The 19,550-nt window shown below is 37.5% G+C and carries 14 protein-coding genes; 6 read left to right on the top strand and 8 right to left on the bottom strand.

Annotated features, from left to right (window positions below; genetic code table 11):
• Positions 1–14: 14 nt before the first annotated feature.
• Positions 15–2,660 carry an alpha/beta hydrolase family protein gene (locus OLM57_RS14430; protein ID WP_264564389.1) on the top strand — a complete coding sequence of 882 codons (2,646 nt, stop codon included), beginning with the start codon at positions 15–17 and terminating at the stop codon, positions 2,658–2,660.
• A gap of 71 nt (positions 2,661–2,731) precedes the next feature.
• Here the strand turns inward: OLM57_RS14430 and OLM57_RS14425 are convergent, their stop codons facing one another.
• The 4 genes from OLM57_RS14425 to OLM57_RS14410 form a co-directional block, all read right to left on the bottom strand.
• Entirely contained in the window at positions 2,732–2,998 is a 267-nt protein-coding gene (locus tag OLM57_RS14425) for a DUF6520 family protein (RefSeq protein ID WP_264564388.1), read from the bottom strand.
• Positions 2,999–3,088: 90 nt separating this feature from the next.
• The gene (locus tag OLM57_RS14420) at positions 3,089–4,582 is read right to left on the bottom strand and encodes a DoxX family protein (RefSeq protein ID WP_264564387.1); all 1,494 of its coding nucleotides are present in this window, start codon (positions 4,580–4,582) and stop codon (positions 3,089–3,091) included.
• Positions 4,583–4,694: 112 nt separating this feature from the next.
• Positions 4,695–5,615: a helix-turn-helix domain-containing protein gene (locus OLM57_RS14415; protein ID WP_264564386.1), complete on the bottom strand. Its 921-nt coding sequence runs from the start codon at positions 5,613–5,615 to the stop codon at positions 4,695–4,697.
• 39 nt (positions 5,616–5,654) lie between these two features.
• Positions 5,655–6,038: a hypothetical protein gene (locus tag OLM57_RS14410; protein WP_264564385.1), complete on the bottom strand. Its 384-nt coding sequence runs from the start codon at positions 6,036–6,038 to the stop codon at positions 5,655–5,657.
• A gap of 221 nt (positions 6,039–6,259) precedes the next feature.
• Here OLM57_RS14410 and OLM57_RS14405 point away from each other — a divergent pair, with 221 nt between their 5' ends.
• The 5 genes from OLM57_RS14405 to OLM57_RS14385 all read left to right on the top strand — a co-directional run bounded on the left by OLM57_RS14405 (position 6,260) and on the right by OLM57_RS14385 (position 13,909).
• Positions 6,260–8,692 carry a bifunctional aminotransferase class I/II-fold pyridoxal phosphate-dependent enzyme/GNAT family N-acetyltransferase gene (locus OLM57_RS14405; RefSeq protein ID WP_264564384.1) on the top strand — a complete coding sequence of 811 codons (2,433 nt, stop codon included), beginning with the start codon at positions 6,260–6,262 and terminating at the stop codon, positions 8,690–8,692.
• A 29-nt stretch (positions 8,693–8,721) separates the two neighbouring features.
• Positions 8,722–9,555 (top strand): RteC domain-containing protein, encoded by an 834-nt coding sequence (locus tag OLM57_RS14400; protein ID WP_264564383.1) that lies wholly within the window; start codon positions 8,722–8,724, stop codon positions 9,553–9,555.
• A gap of 416 nt (positions 9,556–9,971) precedes the next feature.
• Positions 9,972–10,280, top strand: coding sequence for a helix-turn-helix domain-containing protein (locus OLM57_RS14395; RefSeq protein ID WP_264564382.1), 309 nt, complete (start codon positions 9,972–9,974; stop codon positions 10,278–10,280).
• 83 nt (positions 10,281–10,363) lie between these two features.
• A complete protein-coding gene (locus OLM57_RS14390; protein ID WP_264564381.1) occupies positions 10,364–11,815 on the top strand; it encodes a DUF3945 domain-containing protein in 1,452 nt (483 codons plus the stop codon).
• 6 nt (positions 11,816–11,821) lie between these two features.
• Positions 11,822–13,909 carry a type IA DNA topoisomerase gene (locus OLM57_RS14385; RefSeq protein ID WP_264564380.1) on the top strand — a complete coding sequence of 696 codons (2,088 nt, stop codon included), beginning with the start codon at positions 11,822–11,824 and terminating at the stop codon, positions 13,907–13,909.
• A gap of 59 nt (positions 13,910–13,968) precedes the next feature.
• Here the strand turns inward: OLM57_RS14385 and OLM57_RS14380 are convergent, their stop codons facing one another.
• From OLM57_RS14380 to OLM57_RS14365, 4 genes are all read right to left on the bottom strand, one after another.
• Positions 13,969–15,144, bottom strand: a complete 1,176-nt coding sequence (locus OLM57_RS14380; protein ID WP_264564379.1) for a hypothetical protein — start codon at positions 15,142–15,144, stop codon at positions 13,969–13,971.
• A gap of 204 nt (positions 15,145–15,348) precedes the next feature.
• Positions 15,349–15,819 (bottom strand): JAB domain-containing protein, encoded by a 471-nt coding sequence (locus OLM57_RS14375; RefSeq protein ID WP_264564378.1) that lies wholly within the window; start codon positions 15,817–15,819, stop codon positions 15,349–15,351.
• Between the two features lie 319 nt (positions 15,820–16,138).
• Entirely contained in the window at positions 16,139–18,139 is a 2,001-nt protein-coding gene (gene mobC / locus OLM57_RS14370; RefSeq protein WP_264564377.1) for a conjugal transfer protein MobC, read from the bottom strand.
• Positions 18,140–18,238: 99 nt separating this feature from the next.
• Positions 18,239–19,543 (bottom strand): relaxase/mobilization nuclease domain-containing protein, encoded by a 1,305-nt coding sequence (locus tag OLM57_RS14365; protein WP_264564376.1) that lies wholly within the window; start codon positions 19,541–19,543, stop codon positions 18,239–18,241.
• Positions 19,544–19,550: the final 7 nt, after the last annotated feature.

The following is a 19,550-nucleotide window of genomic DNA, read 5'->3' as shown; positions in this document are numbered from 1 at the left end:
TAATGCCAAACGCTATGATGCTATTCAAAATAAAAATGGACTTCGAATGTTCGAGCCTGGTGTTGGCATTTCTTTTATTGTTGCTGTCCTGCCCTTATGTTGGGCAGGCACAACAAAAGAAGCCAGTAACGGAGGATGATTACCAGAGGTGGGGAACACTGGAGGTAAACGCCCTTTCCGACGACGGAAAATGGGCGAGTTATGCGATGCGCTATGAAAACCACAGCGATACCCTATTTGTGCAGCGGACCGATCAAAGCAAAAGCTATGCTTTCCCAAAAGGGATTGACGGGCAGTTTGGGGGAGAGCAACTCTTTGCTTTTCTAGCCCCGGAATCGCAATTGAAGGTGCTGCAGCTGCGGAAAGGCAAAATTTCGGTATACCATCAGGTCAGGCGGTATGCACTGGCAAAGGATGGGCAGTATATTGTCACCTTCGATAAGGGATATGGACAAAAAAGCGGGATGAAGGTTCGGAATTCAAACGGGACCGTCATTGACAGCATAGCAGGGGTCACCGAATATGTTTTGGATGCCAACAGCGAGGCGCTGGTGTATGCCAGCAGTCAGTCGGGACATCATGAAGTGGGGATTATCCATTTTACACCGTATTCGCGCAAGCTGGTGTCAACGGCAACCAATACCCGTTTTTTTAACCTGACGTGGGATAAAGGATCCAAAGCGATGGCTTTCCTAAAGGAAACAGATTCCGTATCGAATGCTACAGTAGTGAATTATTACCGAATGGCCGACAAAAAGGTATTCTCTCTGGACTATGCTGCCAAAGTGGAAGCAAAGACCATGGAAATTTTCAAAAGAATCCCATTTGTTATTTCGGATGACGGGACAAAAGTATTCTTTAGGGTGACCAAAAAGAAGGAGGCCATAAAAAATCCAAATACACCTGAAATCTGGAAAGGTACCGACAGATGGCTGTACATAGACCGGCAGCGGCAGCAGGCCGAGGGGGACATCCCCAAAGTGGTGGTGTGGTATCCTGAAATTAACTCGTGTTTCCAAATCAACAATGATGATTTGCCACAAATGATGCTGAGTGGGCAACAGGACTATGCACTATCGTACAATACCTTTGCCTATGGCCTGCAATCCAAATATTATGAGGAAGCCGATTTTTATCTGACCCGTCTAAAAGACGGATCCAAAGAGCTGCTGCTGAAAAAGCAAACTGTTGATTTGAACCAAATGGGATTTGACCCGTACAGCAATAAAATACTCTACTACCGTGAGAGCAATTGGTGGCTCTATGATCCAGAAGCAAAAACACATACCAACCTAACTAAAACTGCAACCACCCGCTGGGACAATAGCAGTACGGCCGATGCTCCCCACCAATTTGGAGCCTATGGCAATCCGGGCTGGAGCTGTGACGGCAGGAATGTTTTATTGTATGATGCCCATGATATCTGGCTGGTGGCCACCGACGGTTCACAATGCACCCGACTGACCAGGGGCCGGGAGAATAATGTGGTGTACAGGATCGCTCCCATGGAATACGACTGGCGATCGCAGGGCAACTTTGACGGAAGGAAACCCACCATTTTTAACCTTTCAAAAGACCTGCTGCTTGAAGCAACAAACACTAACGATTGGTCAACAGGCTATTTTATTTACAACAGTCATACGGGAGCAAAACCGCTGGTATACGGCCCCAGTAAAATCGATGAAATCCGAAAGAGCAAAAACAGCAATTATATTTTCAGGAATCAAACTTTTAACCAGCCGCCACGACTGGAGTTCCGGAAAAAGAACGGGACCGTTTCCAAAGTCCTGTTTGAGTCAAACAGCAAGCAAAAGGGGTATTCCTATGGGAAATCGGAATTGCTTTATTACAGCAATGCCAAAGGGCAAAAATTAAAGGCAGCACTGTTTTATCCCTCCGATTATGATCCCGAAAAAAAATACCCGATGGTGGTGCACATCTATGATGTGATGTCCGATGAACTGTACCAGTATGTCAATCCCAGTTTGCTGAATCCCGAAGGTTTTAATGTCACTAATTATACGCTAAATGGTTATTTGGTATTGCTGCCCGATATCATTTATCAGATGGGCAATCCGGGAAGCTCGGCCGTTGCTTGTGTAACTGCCGGAGTCCATGCCGTTGTCGAAAAGGGTGTGGTGGACAAACACAGAATAGGGCTGTATGGGCATTCTTTCGGCGGGTATGAAACCAATTTTATTCTATCACAGACCAACATTTTTGCAGCCGCCGTTTCCGGAGCCGGAGTGAGTGACATTATTTCCTATTACTTTAATATCAGCAGGAATGGCAGTTTTCAGACCGATATGTGGCGATTTGAAAACCAGCAGTTCCGCATCGGAAAATCACTGTATGAAGACAAAGAAGCCTACGTCAGCAACTCTCCGATTATGCATGCCGAAAACGTGAGAACACCCCTGCTGCTGTGGGCAGGCAAAAATGATAGGATCATTCCCTGGAATCAAAGCATAAGCTATTATCTGGCACTCCGAAAATTGGGGGTTGCCACCGAGATGTTGATTTATCCTGACGAAGACCATTCAATGGAGAATGCGGACAATCAAAAGGATCTCAGCAGACGGATGATGGCATGGTTTGATTATTGGCTGAAAGGGGAAGCTGAATCCAAAGCAATATCAAAAGAAACTTCAGCAGAATAAGGAATAAGCAAAAAAAATAATGCAGTTTCGTAAAAAGAAACTGCATTACCTTTCATTGAAAAATGATGGTCCTAATTGCGGTGCAATTGTTGGTTACAGGAGGTTTGGCTTCCGCCATAAGCTGTAACGCCACTGCTAAGACAGGCGGGTCCCGCACCTGGGCTACAATTCACATCAGGAACTTTCAGACAGTCGTTCGCTGTCGGACTGTGAATAAAAGCCGGAATCAAAACATCGGCTTTGCTTACATTTGAAGTGTTGGTACTTACAGCACCTGCACTTGCTAGAGCAAATGCTGCCATAGGCAACACAAACGCTCTTAAAATGCTTGTTTTCATAATGCTAAAATTTAAATTAATAGAATTTGATCTACTCTTTTCTACAGGTTTTCGATCGTTACTCCTGTTACCGGCCGGTATCTCTTTTTGTTATTGTTTGTGTTCTTTAATTTTGGACTGAATTCTTTTTCCGTAACCGTATTTGAGTAAATAGTGCCCCGAAATGACATACAGGGCAGAGTCGGCAGCGAAAAAGTTTTTCATTCGCCCTGCTTCTTCATCATACACGTAAAAGCTTAAAAGATAAATTCGTTTTGACAGATCATAAACGTCTACTACAGCGGCATACTTCCAGACATCAATCTCTTCATATTTGCCCCTTAACTGTGAATTGACAAAAAGTAAGTTGCCCCGCACTGTTGTATGACGATTGACCATATACGGTGGTGCCGCCAATTTGATATCCCCCGATTGCTTTATTTTGACAATCTTCAGTTTTGCTTTGGTCGTGGTATCAATGGTATTGGCACGGTGCTCGACGGTAAGATTTTCGTCGGTAATACTGTATTGGTTGCGGTAATAGTAGGTGTAAATTAATTTGTGCAGTGTTGCGCTATATTGCAGTGTCCCATCGGTGTCAAAAATTCCGTCCATTTGCTTTTGCAATACCCGTGGGCTGTATTTGATTTTTAAACTGTCATAGCTGGTGGCGATTCCGATGATGTTTTCTTTGGTATCCGATTTTTGCGTCCGAAAAGCCCAGTGCTCCGGATTGATGAAAACAATGTCTGAAAAATAAAATGTATTCACCATGATAACTGACGCTTTCCATTCGGAAATCAAACCTCTGTAAATGACTGGTACCGTTCCATCAGTGACATAGAAATAAGGTGGGCAGACCTGGATCTCTACTGCCTTAAAATTGAAATTCTCACGATCCAGCTCTATGGTGTATTTCTTTTTGTTTTTTAAATTGGAATCTATTTCAAGAACCTCAAGAGGAGCCAGACGATTGGCTAAATAGATTTTGTTTTTGTCGGTACCGGCAACGTAGTACGATAAATTTCTCAAATCAATACTTGCCACTTTGGCCGCCGTTGCTTGAGGAAATCGTCTGATAAAAGGGTTTTCTTTTTGCATGATGTCTTCCGAAAAAAGAAACAATGCTGTAATGACCAAAACACTTCCTAAAACTAAAATCGATAGCCGAACAAGAGTACGTTTGCTGAAGGATTGCATTAGAATAGCGACTATAGCCAAAAGCAAAAACGCTATGTTAAAAATCAGATGTTCTTTCCATCCTAGTTTCTCCAGGATGCCACCACACGAACAAGGAACAAAATAACTGAAATGGAGTATGATGACAATATAAGTGGTGAACATACCCATCAAGGCTACTGCTGCCCATAAAGCAAAATATCTAAGTCTGGGAATACTCAATAAAACAGCAATAATCAGTTCGATACAAATTACGATATAAGAAACTAAATCGGCAAATGGACTTAAAAGTGGGGATTGTCCTAACTGGGCCTGGAAGTTTTGAAAATCTAATATTTTGCTACCTGCTGCATAAACAAAAAGTATAATGTAGATTAAACCAGTACACTCTATAAACAGGTTTTGTATTTTGATATTCAATCTCATAGCTTTATAGATTTCAGTTCTACAAAGCAAAATTCTGAATTCAAAAACCAAAACACTTGTCTTATTGGGAGCAAAATTTAACCAAAACGGATTATAATTTAAAGACTAAAATTTAATCTTCTAATAGAGATGTTATACCAGTTTCATTGCGCTTCAATTCGTACGGTGAAAAACCAAATCTTTTTTTAAAGGATTTTGAAAAATTGGGATAATTGTTAAAACCATTCATGGCCGAAATATTCTTTAAAGGAATTCCTGTATGCTCAATCATAAAATAAGCTCTTTTCAAACGCTCCTCATTATAAAACTGGTAAATACTGGTCTTAAAAAAATGACGGAATCCATCTTTTAATTTATGTTCATTAGTGCCAAATTCAGATGAAAGCACTTTTAAAGACGGCAACGGTTCTTCAAGATGTGCTAATATATAGTCATAAAGTTTCTGAATCAAAAGGGCGTCTGCCTTTCGGGTTTTATTATGTTTTTCGTTTTCATTTTCGTATGCTAAAGGCCTGTAGGAATCTTGACGTGTAGGAGTAACAAGATTTAATATGATTTCCGAACTATTAACTAACTTTCCAATAGTACATGAAACAGAAACAGGTAAATGTTCTTTGGGTGTAAAATCCAATGCAATAGTTGTAGGCAATGAAACATTTACATCGAGTTCGTCGTAAAGTTGTTCAAAAGAAGCTGCAGTAATAATGCCTGATAAAGGCAAATTGATCAACTCCGATTCCGAATAACCTAAAAAGGAAGTGACTTCTGGAGTAAAACTTTTGATAAAAAAAGAGGCATCCAAAACAAATGCACTTTGAGCTATAAATTGAAGCGTCTTATGGGCATTAACATAGCCGACATTAAAAATCGACTCTTTCATTTCTTCCGCAACCATATTAATTAAAACAACTAGCGTTTCCAATTCTTCATCATTGGAACTTAAGGGAATGCGACTGTTAAAATTACCACGTGCCATCTCAAATAACATTTGATGAATGGTAACAATACGCTCTTCGTTGTATACTTTTTTCATAAGGTTCAACTCTTAATTTCTCTTTCTATAAACTAAATTTTAAACAAACACTTTCAGATAAAGCAAAGCCTCGTCTTCTGTTGTGAAAATTTGTGTAGGTACAGAAGGTTTACTTATCTCTACATAAAAAGTACTAATAATTAATGAAATTTTTTCGTGTACAATAAGTGCTACTGCTTGTGTCAATATGGAGCCCGATTGTGCCAAATGATCTCTTCCAGCTTTCTCAGTGGCAACGATACCTCGAATATCACACAAAATAGGGTAAGACCTTTCATTTTGAAAATCAATTCTATCGGATACAACACACTGTGCTACCTTCAGATCAATAGTAGTATTGGGTTTATATTCACAAAAGAGAATGCCATCGGTAATCCAAAACCGGGCATAGTCATTCTCATAAAAATCATGTGCTGCAATCATGTTCTATGAATTAAAGTGTTATAATTTAACAAAAATATAAACATTTATTAATAGTGCAGTTGTCGATTTGGGATTATTTGTTGCTTTTTGTAGTATTTGTTGTCAATTCGGGAATATGACTTGTCAATTTGGGAGTATTAAAGAAGTAGATGAAATAACTTTCATTTTTTATAATGACTTTTATAAATCTATTTTTCACCAACGATTAAAACAACAATAAAATGGCAAAAATTAAACACAACAACTTCATCGATACAGTAGATGAGGTTTTATCTGGGGCAAAAAAGGAAGGTGTTTTGCATTTATATGCAGAAGACCAAGTTTTAACAGGCAGGACAATCCAGATTAAGGGAAAAGGAATGTTTCATTTTGGGACAACAGGGTATTTGGGACTCGAGCAAGATATACGATTGAAAGAGGCAGCAATAGCTGCCATACATAATTATGGTACGCAATTCCCCCTTTCAAAATCCTATATTTCACATCCACTATACAGCGAACTAGAGCGTAAAATCGAAAAAATGTATGGTATTCCACCCATTATAACCAAGAACAGCACGTTAGGGCATTTAGCAGTTATCCCAACACTTATTAGAGACGAAGATGCTGTAATAATGGACCATCAAGTACACTGGAGTGTTCAAAATGCGTGTCAACTTTTAAAACTGCGAGGAATTCCAGTTGAAATGATTAGACATAGTAATTTGGACATGTTGGAGGATAAAATTAAACAACTAAGCTCCAAATGCAACAAAATTTGGTACATGGCTGATGGTGTATATTCCATGTTCGGTGATTATGCACCAATTCCGGAATTATTGGCTTTGACTCAAAAATATGCACAACTGAACCTTTATTTTGACGATGTTCATGGGATGAGTTGGAAAGGCAAAAACGGAACTGGCTTTATTTTTGAGGCTATCAATGAACTACCTGAAAATTGCATTATTGTCAGCACACTAAGTAAAACCTTTGGAGCCAGCGGAGCAACAGTGTTTTGCAAGAATCAAAAACTGCGAGAAAAAATTAAAAATTTCGGTGGACCGTTAACCTTTTCTGCTCAGTTAGAACCTGCATCCGTAGCAGCTGCAATCGCCTCTGCAGACATCCATTTATCTCCTGAAATTGGATTGAAACAAAAAGGCTTAGCTGATAAAATCGGCTATTTTAACCAATTGTTATCAAAGGGAGACCTTCCAATAATTTCAAAAAATGATTCACCAGTTTTCTTTTTGGGAATGGGTACACCCGCAACGGCTTATAATTTTGTTCAACGATTATTCAAGGAAGGTTTTTTTCTGAATTTAGGAATTTATCCCGCTGTACCAATCAAGAATACGGGAATAAGAATAACGTTATCCAGTCACAACCAACAACAGGACATTACTGCCTTAGCCGAAGCGATGGAATATCACTTCCCCAAAGCTTTGGAAGAAACAAATAATACCGAAAACAAAATCAAACAGGCTTTTGGAATAGAGAGCAGAAAAACTGTAAAGATTTCAGAATCAAAAGAGCAGGAGCTTTTTATCGAAGAAAAAAATACGATACAGGAGATAGAAAAATCAGAATGGAACCAATATATGGGGAAACAAAATATTTTCGATTGGGAAGGAATGCTTTATTTAGAAAAAACATTCAGCCAGCATCCAGACCCAACTAATCAATGGGATTTTTACTATTACATCATTAAAGACAGCACCGGCAATATAATCCTAATGACCTTTTTTACCTATGGTCTTTGGAAAGACGATATGTTGGCAACTGAATCGGTATCTAAGTATTTGGAAGAAATAAGAAAGACCAATCCTTTATACCTTACCTCAAAAGTATTCAGTATGGGATCGCTATTTACAGAAGGAAAACATTGTTTCATCAATCAAGAACATCCTTTAGCCGAAAAAGCAATAAAACTTTTATTGGATAATATAGAAGAAAAATACAATATATTAAATGCTGATATGTTGGTGTTAAGGGATTTTGAAGAAGAGAATAAATATAACAAAACGATATTGGACCAGGGTTATTTCAAAATAGATATGCCGGAATCCTGTGTAGTGCAAAATCAAACATGGAATTCTAATGAAGAGTTTGTAAATGGACTATCATCTCGTTCCCGTAAACATTTCAATAAAGAAATAGAACCTTATGAGAAGTACTTTGATGTTACAATAAAGGATAAATTAAGTAAATCGGAAATAGCAAGAGCATACCAACTCTACAATAATGTAAAAGATAATAATTACGCTATTAATACATTCCGATATACTCAAGATATTTTTGAAAACATGAACGAAAATCCTAACTGGGAGTTCATAGTATTAGCATTGAAAGCAGATTCCGAAAATTCATTTGTCGGAATCATGTTTTGTTACAAAAACAACAATCACACCTATGTTCCGGAATTAATAGGGATGGATTATAAATGGGCAAAAGAATACCAACTCTACAGGCAATTGTTGTTTCAAACCATAAAAAGAGCCAATGCACTGAAGTTTCAAAAAATAGACTTTGGCGTGTCTGCTTCCTTTGAAAAAAGAAAATTAGGAGCTCGGATAATTCCAAAAGTAGCCTATGTTCAGGCAAGAGATAATTATGCAATGGAACTTATGAATACTTTGCAAAATGATTACAAATCAATTGTAAAAGAATGAAAGCATATTGATAACTAATATTGAAAACAATGTTTGAAAAAGCGATTGAATCATTTAATGCTATCTGCAATGAAATTTTAGAGGCAGACGAAACGATGCAAAATAAGGCTTGCAATGGAATTGTATTGTGTAATAAAACATTAACGAACTTGAAAGAGATAGTGGATAAAAATGATTTTAACACTGTTCCGGAAGAGATTGATTTTTTCAAAAACATCAAGCCCGTTCCTATGAGTTTATTGATTTATTTTACAGAAGTACGTTCCTGTGAACTAAGAATGCCTAAGGCGGGTAAAACCTATAAAGTTCAATTTCTTCAGAAAGAATTGCGGAAAATCAATAAATTCTTTTACAGAAATGCCGATTTTGTGCATTATATGGAACAAGGATATTGTTACCTAGACCATCAATTTTTTACCAGAAACCATCGGGATAATTTTCCCTTTACCCCCATGACCGATTACTACCAATTTCCGGAATTTTCAACATCGCAAGACATGCTTTGGGCAAAAGTAAAAGCGATGTACCGATTCATTCATTACATCCGGCAAGCACTCAAAAGACTGAAAGTGGATGATTCTGAAATATTTGAAGAAAAAAAACACAAAGTATTGTTATGGACAGGGCCAAAAACAGCTTTAACAGAATTAATTTATGCCTTGTTTTCTAATGGTGCGATTAATTATGGTGCGGCAGATATTAATACGATAACAGCATCATTTGAAGATTTTTTCAACATCAAATTAGATAACATCTATAAAACCTACACCGAAATCAAAGCCCGTAAAAGTAGTAAGACAAAATTTTTAGAAGAATTAACCTTAAATCTACAACAAAAAATGTCCAGAGAAGACCAAGAGTAAAGTCGTAACTACGAAAGTCTACAAGCAGTACATCCACATTTAAAAGGATATACTGCTTTTTTTATGCTAGAATCAATCAAAAGAATAATTCATAGTAAAAATTAAATTTTTCATGAATTTTAATTGTTAATTTTTTTCGTACTACGAAGGTTGTTGAGATAAACCCAATAATTACCGCTAAATAGACTGACCAGTATCAATCTTAAACAGAAATCATAAGTGCATTCATTTTTTAGAGAATTATTTTCTAGTAAAACCAAGGCTTTACGAATTTTAAATGTTAAACTTTTTCAGTACTACGAAAGCCATTGGGATAAAATCCAACAAAAGCAACTGAATTTTGTAAAAGCATATTAAAAGGTACCACTACCTGAACGAATTGCTACCTACTGCGTATTGAACCTAAAATATTGATTATGAATGTGGATAGAATAGAATTTATGGCTTGGATGGAGCGAATCATGGAGCGGTTTGATATCCTTATGGAATTAATAAACGGAGATAAAAACCAACTTGCTATTATTGATGGAGAAGAGCTGCTGGACAATCAGGATATTTTGCAGATGCTGAAGATAAGTGCGCGATCCTTGCAGCGTTACCGCTCTTCTGGCAAGCTGCCCTATTACACAATTAGTGGAAAAATTTATTATAAGCTTTCAGATGTTCATCAGTTCGTCAGAGAAAGTTTTACTGTTCCCATGTCCAAAGGAAAAGCCAATGGATGATAAATGGTGCCAATGAATGACAATTAGTGAAAAAAAGCGAAAGCCTCTTCTAATTTCGGTGTCAAACTTAAAAATCTCAAAATATGAACGAACCAACTTTAGATAAACCACGATCTCCTGAACAATTATCCGAGATATTATTGGTGCTGGATAAAAATAAAAATAAAATTCAGGCTGTAAAGGACATTGACGAAAATGGTAAGCTGGAAACTATTGACCCTACAAAGAAAAACCAAAACCAGTTTATGCGTGTGGATAAGCAGGGTGATTTCTTTTCCAACTTCTTCTCCAATTTCTTCAGCCAGTTGAAGGACCCTACCAATTTTTCTTTTTTCAAAGTTGCTGCACCATTGGCTATTGATATGGCAAAGGAAATGCAAAAACTGATCGATAAACCAACTCCCGAAGTGGAACAACTGATGAAACAATTCGAGCTTAAAACGGAATCACAACAAGATTATAAACAAGAAAATAAAAATAGTATGAAAACAACACAGACACCATCGGAAACAAGTGAGTATCGCTACAAATCAGAACAAATTGACTGGAAAACAATGAATAATTTCGGACTGAACAAAGAAAAACTGGAAAAGATGAATCTCCTTGATCCTTTATTGAGAGGGTTTAAAACCAATGAACTTGTACCTGTAAGTTTTAATGTAGGAACAGCGGTTACCCGTATGGATGCACGGCTGTCTTTGCAACAACATGATGATGGGTCGGTTGTGGTAGCAATTCATGGTATCCGAAAAGAACCTAACCTGAAATTTCCTTTTTTCGGACATGAGTTCACTAAAGAAGATAAAGAAAATCTACTCCAGACTGGCAATATGGGTCGAGTGGTCAATCTAATCAATCCAAAAACGGATGAGAGTATTCCGTCCATTGTCAGCGTGGATAGGCTGACCAATGAGCTAGTAGCACTAAAAGCAGATTTCATCAAAATCCCTGACGAAATCAAAGGCATAAAACTGAATCAAGAGCAAAAGCAAACCTTACTAGAAGGCAAGCCACTTTATTTAGAAGGGATGGTCTCTAAGAATGGCACCCCATTTGATGCTACCGTACAATTCAATGCTGATAAACGTTTTGTAGAGTTCCTCTTTGACAGGGGTAACTCTAATAAAAAGGGGCAAGACAATCAGCAATACCCATCTAAGGAAGCTCCGAAAACATTTAGAGACAAAGAGCTGGATAACGAGCAATACCAAAAGTTCAAAGATGGACAGACTGTCTATGTCAGTGGATTGGTAGATAAGAAAGGGAAGGAATATAATGGGTATATCACTTTCAACAAGGAAACCAATAAAACAGATTTCTCTTTCCAAAATCCGAACAAAATCAAAGAACAGGCAAAACCCACTGAAGCTCATAAAACGCAGACAGCGGTCAATTCTGACGGCAAAACCAATGAAGCGACCAAAAATCTCAAAGAGCCGTTAAAATCAGGGCAAAAAAATCCCGATAGCAAGGAACAGCAGGAGCAACAGGAACCAGCCAAAGAACCTGCCAGATCCAAAGGACGTAAAATGTAATGTGCCATGAAAGTAGTTATTGCAGAAAAACCAAGCGTAGCCAGAGAAATAGCCAACCTGTTGGGAGCCTCCGAAAAAATGGATGGGTATTTGACTGGTAACGGTTATTTTGTTACGTGGGCTTTTGGACATTTAGTGGGGTTGGGTATGCCGGAAGATTATGGCATTTCCGGATTTCAGAAATCATCCCTGCCAATATTACCCAATCCCTTTTTCCTGACGGTACGCAAAGTAAAAAAAGACAAGGGCTATACCGTCGATTCAGGTGCATTAAAGCAACTGAGAGTAATTGAACAGGTCATTGGCAGTAGTGAAAAAATTATTGTGGCAACCGATGCTGGACGTGAGGGCGAACTCATATTTCGTTACATCTACGAATACTTAAAATGCAATAAACCATTTGAGCGTCTATGGATTAGTTCGCTTACCGAAAAAGCTATAAAACTGGGCTTTGATAATCTGAAACCCGGAAGTGATTTTGACGGATTATATCTGGCAGCGCAGGGTAGGAGCCGAGCTGACTGGCTAGTGGGTATCAATGCTTCGCAGGCACTCTCCATTGCTGCAGGCAACGGCATCTATTCGCTTGGAAGAGTGCAGACACCTACACTTGCTTTAATATGCAGGCGTTATTTGGAAAACAAAAATTTTTCGGTGCAGCAATACTGGCAGCTGCAGTTGTCCCATACAAAAGAGTTCATGGACTTTAAAAGCCTTTCCATAAACAAATGGGAAGATAAAAAGGGGGCAGAAAGTGCGTTAAAGTCTATCGCAAGAAACGGCAATATCGCTAGAGTTACATCTGTAGAAATCAAAACTGTGACGGAACAACCGCCTTTGTTGTTTGATCTGACAGGCTTGCAAAAAGAAGCCAACAAAAAATTGAACCTGTCTGCTGAAGAAACCTTGACTATTGCCCAAAGCCTGTATGAAAAGAAATTTATTACCTATCCTCGTACTGGTAGTAAATACATTCCTGAAGATATGTGGACAGAGATTCCTAACCTTATTAGGGCTTTGCAGGAAATGGGAGATTTCAAGCAAGCAATAGCAAAAGTGAAATGGGGGTATTGCAATAAACGTATCCTGAATGACCTTCGTGTTACAGATCATCATGGTCTGCTCATTACGGACAAAATTCCTTCGGCATTACCTGCAAAGGAAAATGCCGTTTACAATATGATTGCCTTTCGATTACTGGAAGCCATTTCACAAGCTTGTACAAAAGAGATAACCGATATTACTTTACAGGCTTTGCATTATGATTTTGCCCTCAAAGGATGTAAGATACTGGAACCCGGCTGGCGTTTTATCAAAGGTAGTTTCTCAGATGATGACACCGAATCTGTTCAGGAACTGCCTGAATTCAAAAAAGGTGATGAGTTGAAAATCAAGGACGCCTTAATTCTAGAAAAGAAAACCAAAGCACCTGTGCTTTTTACCGAAGCAGGACTTTTATCGGCTATGGAAACCGCTGGAAAGGAGATTGAAAATAAAGAGGAGCGAAAAGCATTACAAAATATAGGTATTGGTACACCTGCCACAAGAGCCGCAATTATTGAAACCCTGTTTAGCCGTAACTATATTCAAAGGGAAAATAAATCCCTGATACCTACCGGAAAAGGATTGCAGGTATATGAACTTATTAAAGATAAAAAGATTGCGGATGTAGCGATGACCGCCCAATGGGAGTTGACTTTGCAGAAAATTGAAGACAACGAAAGCAATGCAGATACTTTCCAAAAAGAAATGGAAAACTATGCTAGATCCATTACCAATGAATTGTTGCACACTGCCATTGCACAAGAAAATCTGGCCATGCTTGAATGTCCCAAATGCAAAAATAGGCAACTTATTATTAGGGATAAAATTGTCAAATGTCCTGATGAGGTTTGTAATTGGGTTCAATTCCGAAATGTGTGTGGTGTGCAAATTGGTATAGCCGATATTGAAAGTCTTGTCAAAAAAGGGAGAACTTCTCTCATTAAAGGAATGAAAAGTAAATCCGGAAAGAAATTCGATGCCTATATTGTATTGAACGATAAAACGGAAAGCTCTTTTGAATTTGAAAAATTTAAATATTCAAATAAATAATCCAGTTTTGATTGGTCGATCCAAACTGAAATCTAAGTTAAGTTATTGAACTATATAGATCAGTTAAAACTTAGTTTGGAATTAAAAAGTTCAATTTTTTCATATTCCGAGCCTGTTAACACACCTTTTATTCTATCTGTGTAAACATAAATTTTAACTTCTTCAGGAGTAATCAATATAGGATTTTCCAGTGTGGCTTTTGTTATTCCTGTTTTTCCTTTCTTGGCAACATAGCCTTCTTTAAATCCGAAACACCATTGTACTTGCTCTGCATTCGTTATTTCAAAAGTTATCTCAAAGCAATGTTCAGATTGATTCTTTCTAAATGTGACTCTATTAAAATGTAAACTATTGGGCGTGCTTTTTGGAGCGGTAACATTCTGCTTTTCCTTAATCCAATCCCTAGGAAATAACAATAATTCAGGCTTTTCCATTTTTAGGATTAAATAATCATTTATTTGATCATTTAAATATTTTTTAATATTGTCATTATTAAAATTAAAAAACTCTTGCATATTGGCCCAAGATTTCTCTTCACTCTTCTTGTTATGGATGTATACATCATACATTAATGTTGGAATGTCATTTGATACTTTACCAAGAGCCCAAATGACACCTTCAATATTTTGTTCCTTTTCCAACAGCAAGGGAACATTGTATTTTTTACTTTTATTGATGTCATTTATTAGAATGTCAAATTTAGACATTTTGTTTTGGTAATTATCATCCACCATTCTATTTAGCACATTGGCAATAAGTTGTCCATTGTTTATTCGATATGCTTTTAATCCAAGTAAAAAGTAATCCAAAGTTTTATATTGAAAAGTATTTGGATCAAACGCACCATGATTAAATGAATAAAATGGCAAGTTATATTCTACTAAAATATCTTGAGTGACATTTCCTCTGGCAGTCTTTTCAATTGTTTGAAATGAAAGTTTTAAAGGAGACTTAGGTATTGTAATTAATATCGTATCCTTACTTTCGACACTATTTTTAGTGCCTTTTTTAATTAAATTAAATTTAGTGAAAGTTTGATCATGCTTATAACTTTGAGAAAAATTATGACCGACATAATAGACGTTATTGCTCAAATTATCTAGCCAAAACTTTAAATTTTCATCTTTTTTAATTAAATTGTCATTTACATCATATTCATATAATTCTTTTACTATTGCTTGGGAATAACTGTTGAAATTTAAAAGAACCATTAAAAAAAATAGTATTCTCGTCATTGTGTTATTTGGTTAAAAGATAAAGTCTGGAATTGGAAAAAATTGGTTAATTCATTTATTTTCATAAAATAATAAGACTAGAAAATTACGAGGGTCACCAATACCTTTTTCGATTCAAATATACGAAACCTATCATAAATTCAGTTGCATTTGAATGAAATGGCAAGCATCATGGAATTAGTATTGGAAGTAAAAATGATGAGGCTATAAAGCCCCATCATCTGCAAAGGAAAAATAACTTTCCGGAGTTATAATCAGGTGGTCTAAGAGAGCGATTTCCAATAGTTTACCAGCTTCCTTAACCTTTTGGGTAATTGCTATATCGGCTTGACTGGCAATTAGTGTACCTGAGGGATGATTGTGTATCATGATAATGCCTGTAGCGTTACTTTTTAAGGCTGCGGTGAATATAATTCTAATGTCCACCACAGTTCCTGTGATGCCACCTGAGGAAACTTCATAGGCACCAAGAACTTTATTGCTGTTGTTTAGCAATAGGATTTTGAATTCTTCAAAGTATTCTAAAGTATTTTGATTCCAAAGTTGCAGTGCTATATTATAAGCAGCTAGTGAAGAGGTAATTTTCGGCCGATCGGCAGCTTTTACTTTTGTTTTGTAGCTCAATTCAATTTCTGAAACGATTTGCCAATTTGGAGATTTTGCTGAATTTTTCATGGTACTATATTTTAAGATTAATAATAGCACCAATACCGGTTTATGGGAAGCGAGCGCAAAAAGCAACGCAATAAAGTCAGGTGCACACCTGGCATTTATGGGGGAATTTTTTGTAGCGAACCGCAACCATGAACCGAACTTTGTGTTAGAATTAACCGAGAGAATAGCTTTTTGATTATGACCATGTGCAGCTTGAAAGCAGAACAAACAAGAAAAAAAATCAAAATTGAGATACTCAAAAAAGATCTTTGGTGTTTTTTAAAAGGAATGTTGCACTTTAGACAAATGAGAGATTACATTTATGGATGTTTTTTATTAATTATCCCTTTTGCACCAAATGTTGTAAGTCGGGGTCATTCTTGATACGTTCCAATTCACTTTCAATAACTAAGACAACCTCATGTTTGATCTGTTTGTAATTGGCTTCAATTTCATGCTTCATCTTATCATCACCTTGCGCATCTAGAAAAGATAAAATTTCAGGTATTTTGTGATAGGCTTTGGTTTCGGCAGCAACCTTTTCATTATCCACTACAATTTCAGCATGGAAGATTTTCTGCTCAATACGTTCATCAAAATTGTCCGACACAGCACCGACAAAAACACCTTGTGTCAATGTGGATATTTTGGAAGCTGGTATCAGGCTATCCAATTGAGTAGATATTGAGGTAGATGTATCGTTGCGGTTGATGCTTATACTCTGTCTTTTCTGCAATACTTTCCCGAAGCGCTCTGATAAGTTTTTAGCAGTTTCGCCAACAACCTGACCACTAAAAATATTACCTACCGTATTTTGAATTACTTTACTCTCTTTATCTCCATAATCTCTGGTTAATTGCGAATAATCCTGAAAGCCCAAACATACTGCCACTTTATTACTTCTGGCAGTTGCAATCAGGTTGTCTAATCCACGAAAGTAAATAGTAGGCAGCTCGTCTATGATAACCGAACTTTTCAACTGTCCTTTTTTATTAATGAGTTTTACAATACGTGAATTGTACAATCCCAGCGCAGCAGAGTAGATATTTTGTCGATCTGGATTGTTTCCTACGCATAATATTTTAGGCTCTTTAGGATTATTGATGTCCAATGAAAAATCATCGCCTGTCATAACCCAATACAATTGCGGTGAGATCATTCTTGACAGAGGAATTTTTGCCGAGGCTATCTGCCCTTGTAACTGGTCTTGCGCTCCGCCTTGCCAGGCATCCATAAAAGGGGATAGGTAATTTTCCAGATCAGAATAGGAAGTCAGAATAGTAAACACGTCGGAATACTTTTTATTTAGTAATTCAATGGCGTGAGGAAACGTACAGTATTTGCCGTTTTCATAGATTTTAAGAAACCATATAATAGCCGCTAATAGGATAATCGGGCTTTCTACAAAGAAATCTCCCTGTTTCTGTATCCAGCTCCTGTTTAGGTTGAGCATAATGGTATAAGCCGCTTCGTAAGCATCCGAAATATCCGTCATGAAATCGGGATTGAGGGGATTGCAACGATGGCTTTTTCTTGGGTCGTCAAAATTGATGACATAAAATTTGGGTTTTACCTTATAGTTGTCCGCATGCTTTAGCAAATGGTTGTAGGCAATCGTGGAAAGGTCATCAAACTTGAAATCGTAGATGTACATCGAAAAACCCTTTTCAATATGTTGCTTGATGTAGTTGTTTACAATGGCATAGCTCTTGCCTGATCCAGGAGTTCCCAACACAATCGTTGCCCTGAAAGGATTGACGATATTGATCCAACCGTTATGTTGTTTTTTATTGTACCAGAATTTGGTGGGCAGGTTAACTGAATATTCATTTTCCATTAGTATGGTTTCCTGCATAAAACTTTCGTTCTCGCTGTTGAAAACATCATCCATGAGGTTATGGTTCAACAGGCGGTGTATCCATACGCCTGCCATCAGCAAGGCTATGTATCCCACAGCAAGTGTGAGGATATAAAAGAATGTTCCTATAATCGGCGCTAGTTTTAATAATGGAGTGTTTAGAAAAAACAGCACAAAGCCAATGCCTAAAGCCACATAAATTTTAGACCAGGTTATTTTTTCATTTTTCACGCCTTTGCTTCCCAGACAGCTTAAGGCCAGCAATAGTATTGAAAAAACTTTTGTGTAAAGAGTATGTGAAAATAGACCAGCGGTCCGTTGGAAATTACTTAATATTTTATTGATAATTTTCAATGTCCAACCACGTTCCAAAAAGAAACCATAGCAATACCAATAAAGATGCATTAGTATTAAAAGAATACTTACTGCCCTCATAAATGCCATTATCTTGGCTAAACCTCTCAAATCGTCTTCTCCCTGCATTTTAAAATATTTAATGTTCGGGCGTGAATATAAAGGCTGAAAGACTGTCTTTGGAAAAGCGGCAGTTGATGGCGGTCAGTGGCAGTACTTGGCTGTCTGTTATTTGTGATCTCTTTTGCGGTTTCTTTTCTTCTTCATTTTTTTAGCAAAATACTGTTCCTCGTAATCTTCGCCCAGTGCTTCGGGGAACAATCCTCCCAAGCTTTCTATGATATGAGTTTCCTCTGAATTGAAAGTGGTGGTTTCTTTATTCAGAAAGTCGAACAATTCGTGGAGCTTTTCTGCCGGTAGATCATTTGCAGTGTTTTGCTGAAAATATTTAGACTGGTGTTCTTCAGATTCTTTTATAAACGGTTTAATGTTATGGTTCCAATAATCATTAAAAGGATTGGCGGCAAATGCTGCACCCAAACGGGAGCCGTTCCAAACTGTTTTGGAATTATGGTCAATAAAAGTGATGCCATATAGGCGCCCTGTTTCATTTTTACGAACTACTGTATTGATGCCCTGTTCTGCTAACAGCTTTTTAAAATCCTTTTCATTGTCTGTTGATTGCACTGCAATAGTAATGGCAGTTTTAAGGATGGTTTTTGCTCCGCTGTCTTTTAAGGTTTCTTTGCATTTCGCACTATGCAAATCCAAAGCCGGCAGTCCTGCACCTTTACCGAATAGGGATGCCTTGAGAGGATGTCCGGCTCGTTCTCCATTTTCTTTTAAAGGAATATATAATAAACCGTGCTGCATTTTTCCATGAAACTCGCTCTCCACTTTTTCAGTGGTAATATTGAACAGGGAAAGCAAGGCATTGTATTCACCCAAAGTCTGGAACTGATAATATTTTGGCAGATAACGGACAACCGAGGCAATCTGGCTTTTTATATCTCCTGTTTGGTAATTTATGGGACGGAAAATCTTGTCATTCTGTCGATGTCCTTTCTCCGTAGCGGATTGCAGTCCGTATTTGTTTTCAAGTTCACGACATACGCTCATAGATCGTCTTTTTTCGAATTTATCCGAAATCTTTTTGCCATCTTCATCCACGCAGACCGATACAATATGGACATGGGTGCGATCAATATCTGTGTGTTTGAATACTACAAAAGGCTGTTCTCCGTAACCCATCTCCTGCATATACTCTTGGGCCATCAGTTTGAACTTTTCATCATTTATATTATCCTTGGGATCGGGATTGAGAGAAATATGCAAGGTCGGCTTTTCAGTATTACGGTTGGCTATCAGATAAGGTTCGAAAGATTGGGCTAATTGTGCAACCGAATAATTCCCGTGATGTGTTTCTATAATTCTGTTTGTAAAAAGAATTTGTCCATTTTCTTTTTCCACTTTGAGCTGATTGTAAGCCAAAGCTCCATATAAATTGCTCCCTCTTCCGATTTTGGCTATCATTTCAATA

The organism is Flavobacterium sp. N3904 (genome assembly GCF_025947305.1).
GTDB lineage: Bacteria > Bacteroidota > Bacteroidia > Flavobacteriales > Flavobacteriaceae > Flavobacterium.
The sequence above is the reverse complement of the archived record's forward strand: the minus strand, read 5'-3'. Positions and strand labels throughout refer to the sequence as shown.